The sequence below is a fragment of the Candidatus Poribacteria bacterium genome (assembly GCA_021295715.1).
Taxonomy (GTDB): Bacteria; Poribacteria; WGA-4E; order WGA-4E; family WGA-3G; genus WGA-3G.
In genome coordinates, this window is record JAGWBV010000002.1 from 23,851 (window position 1) to 35,606 (window position 11,756).

Here is an 11,756-nt window from a genome sequence, read left to right on the forward strand (position 1 = left end):
AACAGGTTTTCCTGTATCTCTTCTGTATTAAGGTATTATATCATATTTCTATCTTTTAGCAGACGCTTTTTCTGCGAGAAAAAAGATAGCAACATACCTGAAGTTGAACATGACAAATTTACTTGTAGGTTCACGTAAAATATGCTACACTTTAAGACATCTCTGGCGACTATGTTACGAGATTAAAGGGTAAATTAGGAAAGTGGATTACGCGAATTGATCGCTGTCGAGGCACGGAGCGGGAAGCCAAAACTTAAAACGGTAGCCTGCATTCTCACTGCAAAGCAGGCGGAAGCGGGTTTAAGGAGCGCGTGTGATAGTTTAAAAGCACGTTGTTCCTCCGCAAGGTAAATTAGAAAAGTGAAAAGAGGGAATCAGATGGTTCAACAGAGCACACCGCGCGCATTTCATGTAATGACGAAGCCGATCGGTCCAATATGCAATTTGGATTGCGAGTACTGCTTCTATCTCGATAAAGAGAAACTCTATCCCGAAACACGTTCCTTCCGCATGACTGACGAAATTTTGGAAAACTACGTTAAACAATACATTGAGGCACAGGAGACCAACGAAGTCACGTTCGCATGGCAAGGTGGCGAACCTACGTTGATGGGAGTGGACTTCTTCCGACAGGCAGTCAGGTACCAGCAGAAGTATAGACGTCCGGGGATGCAGATTCAGAACTCGTTTCAAACGAATGCCACACTCCTCGACGATGAATGGGCGGAACTGTTCAAGCGGAACAGATTTTTAATCGGGGTCAGTATCGACGGCCCCCCGGAAACTCACGATAAATATCGCTACGACAAACGCGGCAGACCGTCCTCTGAACAGGTAATTCGTGGGTTGCGTGTCTTGCAGGAGCATAAGGTCGATTACAATATACTTTGTGTTGTCAACAAACATAACGCTGAGTATCCGATGGAGGTCTACAACTACTTCAAGGAGCTTGGTGCAGAGTTTATGCAGTTTATTCCAGCCGTTGAGCATTTCGGCGGAAAGAATGTATCCCCGCGTTCCGTCACAGCGCGGCAGTACGGTAAATTCCTCTGCACTATTTTCGATGAATGGGTCGTGAACGACATCGGAAGAATTTTCGTCCAAATTTTCGATGTGGCGTTAGAGGCATGGTTGGGCTATAACCCCAGTCTCTGCGTTTTCAATGAAACCTGTGGTGATGCACTCGCAATTGAGCATAACGGCGACCTCTACTCCTGTGACCATTTTGTGACACCTGACTATCACGTCGGAAACATTGCGGAAAACACTATTGCTGAGATGGTGGATTCAACGTTCCAACGCAAATTCGGGACCGATAAACGGGATACACTGCCCGAATACTGTCGGAGTTGCGAAGTGAAGTTCGTCTGCAATGGCGGCTGTCCAAAGAACCGGTTTATCAAAACGCCTACCGGTGAAGATGGCTTGAACTACCTTTGTGCTGGCTATAAGCAGTTTTTCAATCATATCGACGAACCGATGAAGATGATGGCTTCCGCACTTCAGGCGGGACGACCTGCGAATAGTATCATACCGATACTACGCCAGCGTCAGCAGGAGCAAACACGCGCCAGTGCATCAACAGGTTCACAGAAAGTCGGACGGAACTCGCCGTGTCCATGCGGTAGCGGTCGAAAGTATAAGCAGTGCTGCCTGAACAAAAGGTGAATCGGGACTTGTGTTTAAAGAGGCATCTCCTTGTCAAAAAATGTGATCATTATAGCAGGTCCAAACGGTTCCGGCAAAACGACATTCGCTCGTGAATATCTTCTCGATTCGGAGATTTCCGAATACATCAGTGCCGATGCAATCGCGGAAAGATTGGTATCCGATCCTGCGGATTTGGACAGCGTTAAACTTCAAGCAGGACGACTCTTTTTTGAAGAAATCCAACGCCTTATTGAAGCGGAGAAAGATTTTGCCGTGGAAGTGACGCTTGCGGGGAAAGGGTTTGCAAGAATTATCTCTCAACTGAAACGTGCTGGATACACAGTCTCGATCGTCTTTATTTTTCTCAAATCCGCTGAGACGTGTGTTGCCCGGGTCCGAAATAGAGTGAGTGCGGGTGGGCACCATGTGCCAACGGAAGATGTTGTACGCCGGTTTTATCGGAGCAAGCACAATTTTTGGTACACCTATAGAAATCTGGTGGATCGATGGAACCTTTTCTACAACTCTGTGGAACACTTTCAAGAGGTCGCTTCTGGTGAAGGAAACAGTGTTATAGTAACAAACGAGACTTTCTTTGAATTGTTTATGCGAGACATTCGCAATGGAGGCACATAATGTGTCAAGATGAACTAAGCCTTGAAACCCATAAATGGTCACGTGAGATGCTGCGGATCGGCAATCGCGCCGTCAAAAGAGCACAGGAAGAGAACCGCAAGAAAGGGATTCCAAATGTATATGATTTCAACGGGCATCTCTACTATGAACTCCCGAATGGGGAACTCACGAAGGAAGATCCGTATCCTATATCGGAAGAAAGAGTCTCCTTGTGAAGTGATGATGGATTTTCGCGAAGGATACCTTATCTGTTTGGGTCTGTCAAGAAAAATCAATCTGATTTTTCTTGACAGGTTTTCCGACTTATGTGAGACTTTTATCAAACAATTGAGGATGATGCCCTAACGGTTAGAGGGCCCATGGTCGTATCATCATTTTAGGAAAAACCCTCCTATATTAGATAAAGCCATGAAGACACTCCATTTAATTGTTCGTATACTTACACTCTCAACACTATCTTTCTCATTCCTGTTATCTGGGCAGGCACAAAGGATTAACATACCGGATCCTGTGTTGCCCCCAGCGAATGTTCGCAGATCTTTTGACCTTGACCCGTTTTACCAGCAGTGGATTGATGTAGGGGGTTTTCCGGTCATCGCATCGGAGAAGGTGAATCCTTATGCTGTAAAGGAAGCAGCGTATCTCATCCATCAAATGCTTGAGCACCGTCCCGACATCCTTCAAGCTTTCGTACAATACCGGTCGCGCTTTACCATAATCGGATATACCGAAACAATAACGCAGATTCCCGAATACAGTGACCTCCAGCCCGATTTTTTTGTCGATATACGGAACCGGGGTTTAGGAACTGCGTCTCCGTATGAACCCGCTAGTGGCAGCGAGGAAAACCTGCTCCACTATCCCGGGGATCCCTATGAAGGGGGCAGTGTCCTGATTCACGAGTTCGCGCATCTCGTGCATCTCGTTGGATTAAAACAGCTTGACCCAGGATTTGATGACCGACTCAAGAGCACATACGTGGCAGCAATGGCGAAAGGATTGTGGAAAAATAGCTATGCTGTTGTAAACGAGGCGGAATACTGGGCCGAAGGTGTAGGGGCTTGGTTTCACGGCCTACATCCAGACGACGCAAAACTATATGGGGGCACACGGAAGGACTTGGAAACATACGATTCGGGGCTCGCGGCATTGCTCAAAGAAGTCTTTGGCGATGGTAATTGGCGGTATACCCCGGTCACAACTCGTCTCTATCAGCCCCACCTTCAGGGATTTAATCCACAGAATTTACCAACGTTTCAATGGCCCCCAGAAACACTGGCTTTGAATAAAGCATTTACGAGTGACCCGGAGAGCACTGGTGATGGGCGGTGGGTCAACTTACCCCCGTATCCGCCAAGTGAAATCCCACGTCTGCAGGCACTGAGAAATGAAGGCGACCCCACGACAATTTTTATCGCGAACTTTGGAATTGGTGATGTGTACGTGTATCGGGTAGAACCTGACAGGACAGAGAGTTTGTATAACCGCTTATACCATGGTCATAGGGTAGGCTCCTATAATACTCATGTCGGATCACTTTGGCTGCTCAAAGATGAAAACGGCAAGAACCTGGCAGTGTATCGCGCCGAGTCAGAAACCGGACGCATTTTGATTCTTCCTAATGTAGGTACGAAAATAGAGGGCCCTTGGCTCTGGATGATCGCGCCGACACAATATGAACTACTCGGTTCGGAAGCTGCCGCATCAGGAATGGATTACTTAGCCATCGCGAGTGATGGAGCCGTGAAGGAGCAGGACATTGCTACCAATGGCGCGATTGCTGGTACCAAGGTTGGAAACAAAGCGTGGACTTCTGGTAAACTTGCACCAATAGGAGGCGATAACATCACAGAGATGGTGACCACTATCGGCTTGACAAAACTCGGTTACATTGAATACCATGTCGCTTATGGTTCCATCGCCTTGGAGGTGCCTCGGGAACAAAAAACCGTGATGCATGTCGGCAGTGATGATGCCGTCAAGGTTTGGCTCAACGGCACTCTGGTCCACGAAAAACTTGCTGATCGAGGGGCAAACGATTATCAAGACGGTTTTCCCGTCACGCTGAAACAGGGTAAAAACCTCTTATTGGTTGCGGTTTACCAAGGGTGGGGAGGCTGGAGCGGCTTTTTCGGGTTTGAAACAGATGCTGAATACAGTATTCTTCCGCCGCCAATGCGTGAGGATATCAATAACGACATTCTCCCAGAAGAAGAGATTAATAACAGTCCGCAGGTGAAAATGCCGGACGCGAATTTAGCCGCAGCTGTGCGACAGGAACTCCGTCTTGCCGCAAGTACCCCTATCACAGAACAGGTGATGCAAAGGTTAACGACTCTGGGTGCCTCCGACCGTGAAATAACGAACCTCACTGGATTGGAACACGCTACGGGATTGGTCCGTCTATCCGCTTGGGAGAACCAAATTCAAGATGTGAGTCCGCTTTCAAAGCTGACACAATTACAGGAACTACATCTTCAGGCTAATCAGATTACAGACATAACGGCGTTTGCAGGTCTAACAGAGTTAAGGCATCTACATCTTTGGGGAAATCGGATTCGTGACATCAGTGCGCTTGCAGGATTAACGAAATTAGAATCATTATGGCTTGCTGGCAATCCGATTCAAGATAAGACACCGCTTCACAGACTCCTTGAACAGAACCCAGATATGGAATTGGATATTGAGGTCGTTGGTGTAGGGGCATCCCCGGCAGCGGTGCCGGAGAGACCTGCCCAAACCGCACTTCTTGCTAACTATCCAAATCCGTTCAACCCAGAGACGTGGATACCGTATCAATTGGCGAAGGCTGCAGAAGTTACGGTTTCTATCTATTCTACAGATGGGAAGTTGGTTCGGACGTTGGCGTTAGGGCATTTACCGGCGGGTGTGTATCGGAGTCGAAGCCGTGCAGCCTATTGGGATGGAAAAACAAAGGCAGGTGAGACTGTCGCAAGTGGGGTCTATTTCTACACACTCGAAGCCGGCGAGTTCACTGCAACGCGCAAGATGTTGATCCTGAAATAGTATCAAATGACCCCTAAACTCCGGTAGCGGGAAACTCGGTGCGGTTAGAAACCGCATCTACCGGACCCCGAATGGAGAACTGACGAGAGAAGATCCGTATCCCTTATCGGAAGAAACGGATTCAAGCGAGGAAAAATGTTAACTATCTGTTATGACCCGTATTCTGGCACATTAGGTAGATTCACGCGTGCCGAGATTTTTGACCTCGTCGCTGATGCAGGCTACGAAGGTATCAATATCCCAGTGAATTCCGGTTTTCTCGGTGAACTCTCGACTGCAGAGATAGATGATGCTGTGAGTCTTGCTGAGAAACACAATCTTGTTGCCCCAACGATTGGGTTCGGCAATCACATCTTGACAACCCCCGCCCGACAAATGGAAGCGTTACAGCACTATTTGACGCTGAGGTTATTGGGGTGTGGGTGAACCCCTCCGAAAACGTATCGCGACAGGAATCTCTGGACGCACTTTCCGGGAGTCTGGCTCAGATGATACCTGCTTGCAATGAAAACGGGATGAAGATTGCGCTTGAGTTTGAGAAAGGGTGTCCGCTTGATAACTATCGGGAAGGCGTGGCATTCATTGAGGAAACCGGTCTGCAGGTCTATCTGACGTGTGATACGTATCATCTTTTTAACGATGGGGCTGAACCGCACACGGCGGCACACGCCATGAAGGCATGCCTCGGTGATGTGCATGTATCGGGGAGTAACCGCGGTGAACCGGGGGGTGGTGTTTTCGATTTTGAGACGTTTGCGCAGGGTTTGAAGGAGGTCGGTTTCTCGGGTCCGCTCGTTGTCCAATACAAGATGGAAGATGTAGCGAGTATTGCGCGCAGTTGCGAGTTTACCAAAGAGTTTCGATCGATGATACAAGCATAGAGAGGAGATTTCGGATGAGACGGATTGTCTTTTTAATTTTCGCCATTACCTTTATAATAGGTGGGCAGATTTATGGGCACGTGACAGAACACCCTCCAACAGAAACAGGGGATTTTCAGTTTGTTGCGCATCATGAAGCCTCTGACATGAAACTTACGAGTGGACAGGGTGCGCTTAAGTTCAAAGTGCTCTATACACGCGACCATTTTCCGCCAGAAGTCGTCACCGCAATTGACAAGGCGCACGGGGGATTTGACGTAGACCGGCGGGAAGGGAAAGGTGAAACCTATTTTGCACTTCCAGGTGTCGGTATCATCCAAATCAGTACAGACCTGAAGACCACGCGACTGATTGAGACGCCTCCTGCACTGAAAAAAGCCAATGCACATTATACGACTGTCTGGTCCACCTCTGCCGGCACACCCTATCTCTCTTTTCCCGCGAATGATGTCGGCAAGATTTTCACGACGACGATGGATGGAACCCTCGTTCATACATTGGAAGCACCAGACGCAATGACGGATTTCCAACATCAGGCGGTCAACACCTATTTCAGTGAAGGCGGTAAGTTTGTGCCTACCGGTATAACGCATATTGATGGCATGCTTTACGTTACGACCGGTTACTCTGATTTGGATTACATTTTGGGGGCGAAACTCACGAGTCTTGAACCGCTTGAGGCAAGTTGGTATCCGTTGGCATTCGGCGGTAAAGGTGATGAACCGGGGCAATTCGGCACAGGACATCACATTACAGTCCCGGACGGCACAAATCGGTTGGATGCCTCAGATCGGGCAAATGCAGAAATTGAACGCTATTCCCCAGATGGCACCTACTTAGAAACACTCTCCCTTATCAAAGGATCGTTCCCATGTAGTATTGACTACGAAGCAGGATACGCTGTCGTCGCATGTCTCTTCGGACCGAATAAGGAGAAAGGCGCGCCACTCTATATCTTGGAGGGTAACAACCTTGTCTCAACGGTTATGTTAAAAGAAGAATTGGGTGTAGAGACCTTCCAGCATCTGCACGGCGCAGTGATCCGTAAGATTGATGGCAAACTTTACATCATTGCGCAGTCGTGGAACCCTGGGGATATCGTCATTTTGGAACAGGTGATGTAGGCTCTCGCACTGTAGAGGGAGGCGAAGGCGTTACGCTTATTTTAGTTGTGTAAGGCTGTTCTCGTTCGGCACATACAGATAAGCGTTCCTGCCAGTGAAATATTGGGCGTAGACATTCTTCCAATCGCTATTTGTGAGTTTCCACCGGGGGGCGGGACCGAGTTTAAAATAGACAATATCCGCTTCTTGGAGATTCTGAAAAGGATAATCCCCAATCGGGGCACCTCGATGCCGAGCCACGAAAATAACGGCATTGTGGATACCACGTTCTGCTACCATCGGCGGAAGTTTCTGATAGACAGGACTCCAATTCTGGTACACCTTCCCAATGCGGACATAACTCCACACGATGTTGACGCTCAGCAACAAAAAACATATCCCGACACCAATCGCAAGTCCGCGTCTCTGGAACGGTTTGAACCGTTCATAGAGGATGAATATTCCGCGCGCTGCCAACGGGATGAACCCAAGGAACGTCGACTCGGTGTAATAGCGAGCATTCACAGGTGTGAATCCCCACGTCGACCCCTCAAAGTAAAAGAAGGCGTAAAGCAATAAATTGCCTACAAGTAAAGCGAGACAGAACACATCGTATCCGTTGCGCGAACGATGGAAGAATGGCAAAAGGACGAGACACCAGGGCAGGATTAACGGCACAAAGGCGATGAACCATGTCACCGATAATTCTATGTCCTTCAATAAATTGTGGTGATAACTCCCCCAACCGAGCGCGTTGAAACTGATACATGGGAGGATGTGTCGCCAGGTCCTTTCAATCGCCCATGCCGGTGTAAAAATAAATGCCCGTTCAAGATCGGGTTCATAGCCCTCCGTGCGAAGACCGAAACCGATTTTGTCGTAGGGCTGCGCGACCGTATGCGTGAACATGTATGGATCTTCCGTGAAATGCGCGTTCCATGCCATGCACACGCCAAGCATCGCAATAAACGGGATAAAGAAGAATCCTAACCGTTTCATTGTGGGGAGCAACGCTTGCGTCGCTTCGTGTTGATGTTGCCATTGGGTGAGCAGATAGTCAAGTGTTAACAAACCTTCGAGGGACTTGCGATAATCAGATACTTTAAACCATTCGGTGAACAGATGGTAAAGTGTTAACCCCGCGCCGACAACGCCAAAGACTATTGCCGAGAGTGGACGTGTATTGAACGCGTATCCCAATGCAAACCCTGAAAGAAGCGGATAACCGATCCGCGCGAGAAGAGAGGCTTCGCTTTTACAATTCAGGGTTTTGAGAAGTGTAAGGAGATAAAGCGAGAGGTAGAAACGACTCACAGGCTCGCTGAACCATGTTGAACCCATCCCGAGTGTTGCGGGCGAAATGAGCGCGAGCACTGCAGCGACCAGCGCAATTCCGGGATGGATCTCTCCATATATCTCTTTCACAAAAAGGTAGAGAAGTAGCAGCGCACCTCCCGTTGCAAGTGCTGGAATCAGCCATGGGGCGTTAATAAATACGCCGAACATCAGCATCAAGGCATTTCCGAATGGATACTTTGAATACCATTTACCGTTTTGAACGTTGATATGCGGTGAAGAGGAGAACCCGTGTTCCGGTGGGGCGGGCACTGAGAGTTTACCTTCCGAAAACAACTTTGCTTGGAATAGATACGAAACGGTATCTGGCTCAAAGTAGGAGAACTGGAAGTAGATACCGCATAGGATTACGGATAGCAGTAAACCGAGTATCGAGATGATGTAAATAGGTTTAATTTGCATTGCGTTATTCGGTGGTCTCTAAAAAAATTTGACATTCGTTCCTCAATACGGTATAATATCATTAAATTCAATTAAAATCACTGATTTTTTAATAGCAAGTTTCAAGTTACAAGCAATGAAAAAAATGTGTAACGTTATTACATTTAATATTCATCACCATCATTCGGTCCACTTCTGAGTAGAGCGGATGAGGGAATATGAATAAATATCTTTGATACGAAGCAAGTCTAACTTGTCTGGACCCTGGTAAACAAGCCGCTCTCCTCCGTGCCGCGTTGTCGGTGCGCGTGAGAAAAAGAGCAAACCGTTTACTGGGTTTTTTTTTGACTTTTGATCGAACCGCAAGGAAAAATTGAAATATGGAAAAGTTTGATAAACCTGCTGGGACGAATGATTTTCTACCTGAGCAGATGATTCAGCGAAATTTCGTTGAAAATATCGTTCGTGAAACCTTTGAAACCTATGGATATGCACAGGTTCAGACCCCGTTGTTTGAATCCTTTGCCCTATTATCGGAGCAATCCGGCGAAGAGATCCGTCACAAGATGTTCACGTTCGTCGGTTCGGATCGGGTGGATTACGCTCTGAGACCTGAGCTGACTGCTCCTGTCTGTAGACTCATTGCCAATGGCAAACTAAAACACCTTCCTTATCCGTATAAACTCTACTATATCGGGCAGTGTGCCCGGCAGGAACCGGTTGCTGATGGTACCGAAGTAAAACGGGAATTCCGACAAGCAGGTGTTGAACTTATCGGACCGACTTCTGCCCACGCAGACGCTGAAATCATTACGATGCCGATCCGAGTCCTTGAGAAACTCAACGTCTCGCATACAAAGTTAAGAATTGGAAATACGAGAGTCTTCCGTGAGATTTTCAAACAGAGCGCGCTGGATCCAAAAGACCAAGCAGAAATGATTTGGGACATCGACCATCTTGTAAGTCTCCGTAACGAAAGTGAACTTTGGGATATCGAAACACTGCAGGATACACTCAATATGCTGCGGCGTCTGCAAGGATCTGACTACCAAGGCGATTACAAAATTGATACCGCCGCAATTCAGAATTTAGTCGAAAGCACTGCCCCTGCCTTAGCAGAGAAACTACCCGTAATTGCTGAGGAGACTTATAAGGCGAGATGGCACCGGTATCTCAATGTTTCTGAAGAGATGGCACAGTGTTGTATAGATATCTCAAAGGTTTGTGGTGATAGAAACACTGTGATGACAGCATGGGAGACGCTTCTCGGCGATACCGCACAAGCAGCACGTCAGGAACTGCTTGCTCTCTGTAACTGTCTGGAAAACTACGGTATTACAGATTTTGAAATTAATTTGGGTATCACGCGTGGGTTCGATTTCTATACCGGAACGGTTTTTCAGATCGAGTTGCCTGAGAAACGTTTACCACTCTGTGGTGGCGGGAGATACGACAACCTGATCGCTTCCTTCGGCGGTCCGTCAATACCTGGTGCTGGATTTGCGTTTCAATTTGACGCACTTGTAGAAGCCTTTACTGACACGAGCAAGGTACCTGTTAATGGGAGAAAAGACTACTTCATCGCAGTGGAAACACCTGAAGGCATTGCGGAAGCACAACGACTTGCTGAAACGTTGCGGAAATCAGGTAAGAACGTTGAAGTAGATTTGATGGAACGTGATTTGCAGGCACAACAGGATTATGCCAGCCAAGCGAACTACGATTACTTGCTCTGCTTGGTCTCTGATGAGTTGATCCGCCGAATTCAAATCGAAACCGGTGACACAGAAGTGGTCACCCTCGACGGTCTCCTTTAGATGTTTCGCATCTGTTAAAAACTGGAAACGAATATCATCGCTCATAGACATCTAAATCCGATCAGGATCGTTAGTCTACCTATCGGTTAGATTGGAGAAAGGACAACGATTAAAAAAATGCAAACGGAATCACAACGGACGCTGAAACTACTGTTACCGAAAGGGAGTCTACAGGCGGATACGCTTGAAATGTTTCAGCGCGCCGGTTACGAACTTAATGGTTATAACGCGACGGATAGATCCTATCGTGCAACTTTCCAAAATGATAGCGAATTTCAAATCAAAATTTCGCGTCCCCAAGAGATACCGGTCTACGTCGGCATGGATGATTTCTATGATGTAGGAATTACCGGTCAAGATTGGGTCGAAGAAACTGACGCAGATGTTGAAGAAATATTGCCGCTCGAATACGGACATATTGATATTATCCTCGCGGTGCGTGAAGAACGAGACGACCTCAACACATTTGATGATCTGGTGAATATCTCAGATAGAGATATCCGCATATCTACCGAATACTTGAACATTGCCGAGAAATATATCCTTGAAAAGACGGAAAATAGAATCGCTCCTACGATTCTAACACCGTGGAGACGACTGAACACTCTCGGCAGTTACCAATCGCCTATCACGCTTATGTTGTCTTTTGGTGCCACCGAAGGGAAACCCCCAGAAGAAGCGGATGCCATAATTGACAATTCTACGGCATCACGGCGCACCCTCAAGGCGAATGAGCTTAAGGTGATCGAACTGTTGCGCGAATCCGAATCCACTCTGATTGCGAATCCGAAGGCACTCCGGGACTCATGGAAACAGGAGAAGATTGAAGAATTGAAGCAGACCCTCCGGAAAGGTTTGCGTAGACGGCGGAGTCAAGCACTCCCCGGGCACATTTAAGGAGCGTA

10 protein-coding genes are annotated in these 11,756 nt (G+C 47.6%); 9 read left to right on the top strand and 1 reads right to left on the bottom strand.

Annotation, left to right across the window (positions count from 1 at the left end; all coding sequences use genetic code 11):
- Nucleotides 1-378: 378 nt before the first annotated feature.
- From J4G07_00575 to J4G07_00605, 7 genes are all read left to right on the top strand, one after another.
- Nucleotides 379-1,668 carry an anaerobic sulfatase maturase gene (locus J4G07_00575; protein MCE2412473.1) on the top strand — a complete coding sequence of 430 codons (1,290 nt, stop codon included), beginning with the start codon at nucleotides 379-381 and terminating at the stop codon, nucleotides 1,666-1,668.
- A 30-nt stretch (nucleotides 1,669-1,698) separates the two neighbouring features.
- On the top strand, nucleotides 1,699-2,286 hold the full coding sequence (locus J4G07_00580; protein ID MCE2412474.1) for an AAA family ATPase: 588 nt from the start codon (nucleotides 1,699-1,701) through the stop codon (nucleotides 2,284-2,286).
- Nucleotides 2,286-2,501 carry a hypothetical protein gene (locus J4G07_00585; protein MCE2412475.1) on the top strand — a complete coding sequence of 72 codons (216 nt, stop codon included), beginning with the start codon at nucleotides 2,286-2,288 and terminating at the stop codon, nucleotides 2,499-2,501. The genes J4G07_00580 and J4G07_00585 overlap by 1 nt, the downstream gene beginning before the upstream one ends.
- 193 nt (nucleotides 2,502-2,694) lie before the next feature.
- Nucleotides 2,695-5,313: a leucine-rich repeat domain-containing protein gene (locus tag J4G07_00590; protein MCE2412476.1), complete on the top strand. Its 2,619-nt coding sequence runs from the start codon at nucleotides 2,695-2,697 to the stop codon at nucleotides 5,311-5,313.
- 135 nt (nucleotides 5,314-5,448) lie between these two features.
- The gene (locus J4G07_00595) at nucleotides 5,449-5,739 is read left to right on the top strand and encodes a hypothetical protein (protein MCE2412477.1); all 291 of its coding nucleotides are present in this window, start codon (nucleotides 5,449-5,451) and stop codon (nucleotides 5,737-5,739) included.
- On the top strand, nucleotides 5,736-6,194 hold the full coding sequence (locus J4G07_00600) for a sugar phosphate isomerase/epimerase (GenBank protein MCE2412478.1): 459 nt from the start codon (nucleotides 5,736-5,738) through the stop codon (nucleotides 6,192-6,194). Before J4G07_00595 ends, J4G07_00600 begins: the two co-directional genes overlap by 4 nt.
- A gap of 14 nt (nucleotides 6,195-6,208) precedes the next feature.
- Entirely contained in the window at nucleotides 6,209-7,318 is a 1,110-nt protein-coding gene (locus J4G07_00605) for a hypothetical protein (GenBank protein ID MCE2412479.1), read from the top strand.
- 36 nt (nucleotides 7,319-7,354) lie between these two features.
- Here J4G07_00605 and J4G07_00610 read toward each other — a convergent pair whose 3' ends face one another.
- Nucleotides 7,355-9,055: a hypothetical protein gene (locus J4G07_00610; protein MCE2412480.1), complete on the bottom strand. Its 1,701-nt coding sequence runs from the start codon at nucleotides 9,053-9,055 to the stop codon at nucleotides 7,355-7,357.
- Between the two features lie 359 nt (nucleotides 9,056-9,414).
- Between J4G07_00610 and J4G07_00615 the strand changes: the two genes are divergently transcribed.
- Both J4G07_00615 and hisG read left to right on the top strand, forming a co-directional pair.
- Nucleotides 9,415-10,851, top strand: a complete 1,437-nt coding sequence (locus J4G07_00615; protein ID MCE2412481.1) for an ATP phosphoribosyltransferase regulatory subunit — start codon at nucleotides 9,415-9,417, stop codon at nucleotides 10,849-10,851.
- 117 nt (nucleotides 10,852-10,968) lie between these two features.
- Nucleotides 10,969-11,748 carry an ATP phosphoribosyltransferase gene (gene hisG, locus J4G07_00620; protein ID MCE2412482.1) on the top strand — a complete coding sequence of 260 codons (780 nt, stop codon included), beginning with the start codon at nucleotides 10,969-10,971 and terminating at the stop codon, nucleotides 11,746-11,748.
- Nucleotides 11,749-11,756: the final 8 nt, after the last annotated feature.

Excerpts from the sequence above, each read along its gene's own strand:
- J4G07_00595 (MCE2412477.1), top strand. The coding sequence starts at position 5,449 with ATGTTAACTATCTGTTATGACCCGTATTCTGGCACATTAGGTAGATTC.
- J4G07_00605 (MCE2412479.1), top strand. The coding sequence starts at position 6,209 with ATGAGACGGATTGTCTTTTTAATTTTCGCCATTACCTTTATAATAGGT.
- hisG (MCE2412482.1), top strand. The coding sequence starts at position 10,969 with ATGCAAACGGAATCACAACGGACGCTGAAACTACTGTTACCGAAAGGG.
- J4G07_00585 (MCE2412475.1), top strand. The coding sequence starts at position 2,286 with ATGTGTCAAGATGAACTAAGCCTTGAAACCCATAAATGGTCACGTGAG.
- J4G07_00615 (MCE2412481.1), top strand. The coding sequence starts at position 9,415 with ATGGAAAAGTTTGATAAACCTGCTGGGACGAATGATTTTCTACCTGAG.
- J4G07_00590 (MCE2412476.1), top strand. The coding sequence starts at position 2,695 with ATGAAGACACTCCATTTAATTGTTCGTATACTTACACTCTCAACACTA.
- J4G07_00610 (MCE2412480.1), bottom strand. The coding sequence starts at position 9,055 with ATGCAAATTAAACCTATTTACATCATCTCGATACTCGGTTTACTGCTA.
- J4G07_00575 (MCE2412473.1), top strand. The coding sequence starts at position 379 with ATGGTTCAACAGAGCACACCGCGCGCATTTCATGTAATGACGAAGCCG.